General features: G+C 46.7%; 1 pseudogene. It reads right to left on the bottom strand.

Annotation, left to right across the window (positions count from 1 at the left end):
• Positions 1-152: 152 nt before the first annotated feature.
• Positions 153-1,163, bottom strand: a pseudogene (locus CCB157_RS16635) (distal tail protein Dit); the annotation flags it as partial.

Here is a 1,163-nt window from a genome sequence, read left to right as displayed (position 1 = left end):
TTTGCAGAGTGTCGCTCCATATCTTCCCTTGATCGTCTGCGATTTTCGTCGATCGCAAATCATCATAGAACTTGCATCCTTTTCCCTCCAATGACAAGACACCGCAGACTTTCAAGTCGGGATCAAGAATCAAATACACAAGCCATCACCTCCTATTTCGTCGTTGGCCGGTATTCATAGTACCAATCCGCTTCATCGAGATCGGGTTCAAATGCAAATGATTTGGTCACGCCGCCTTCCATGGTTGGGAAATTGCTACCGATATAAAATTTTTCCATGAAGACCGCACCGTTTTTATACACGGTATGGTCTTCGCAATTGATCTTGATCTCATCCCCCGCATGGGCGATGACCGTAGGCTTTGTCGACCCCTTGTTCCCGCCGTTGATGATGTTCCAGACCTTTACGTCCGTTAGAGCCATATTATTATTTTTGTAAGGTTTAGGTGGATTGGCCGCGTCTTCGGCAATGTCCATCTTCGCGGTATAGAATGCGATTCCGGCCAATTTCTTGTTCGAATACTTGTTTTGTGTATCCGTCCAATGAACGATGATCGGTTTATCCCATACGGGATTCGAGTGCTCATCCAGTTTTAGAATATATGCTTCATATTTGTTACCAATCTTTTGAAGCCGCAAGTAGCCATAAAAGTTTGTGAATGCGCTTGTGGATGTGTCTTCTTCCAACGTAACCGTCTTCCATTGCTGAACCGTCTTTGTTTTCCCATTTGATGTCACTTTCTTTGTCCCGGCGCCGAGTTTGACGGTTTTGGTGATTGTCTTTCCTTTCGTGACTTTTCCGGTGCCTGCATAGATCTCTTTGAAATCGCTATGCGTGCCGATTTGAATTTGTGCCGCGACTTCTTTGCTGTTGCTGGCATCTTTCAGCATGATTTTGCCCATCCGCTCGCCGTTTTCATCCAGAAGATAGACCTCACATTTGCCATGTGCTCGCGGGTAGTATTGATAGTTATACATCCGCACGAGCAGCCGAAAATCGGAATATGCGCCGGGAAGCCATTGCATACGGACCGGGCCGTGCCACTTTTTGTCGTTGGTAGCCGGGCCAAAGTCTGAAACGCCATTGCTGTCCAATGCCACCTTGATTGAATCCGTGGTACTTCTCATATGCCCGCTTGGGATGCCATTCTCCAAATCAAAAGT

It is taken from the genome of Caenibacillus caldisaponilyticus, from assembly GCF_002003465.1.
Classification (GTDB): Bacteria; Bacillota; Bacilli; order Bacillales; family Sporolactobacillaceae; genus Caenibacillus; species Caenibacillus caldisaponilyticus.
Note: the sequence above shows the minus strand (reverse complement) of the source record. Positions and strands in the feature narration are given on the sequence as shown.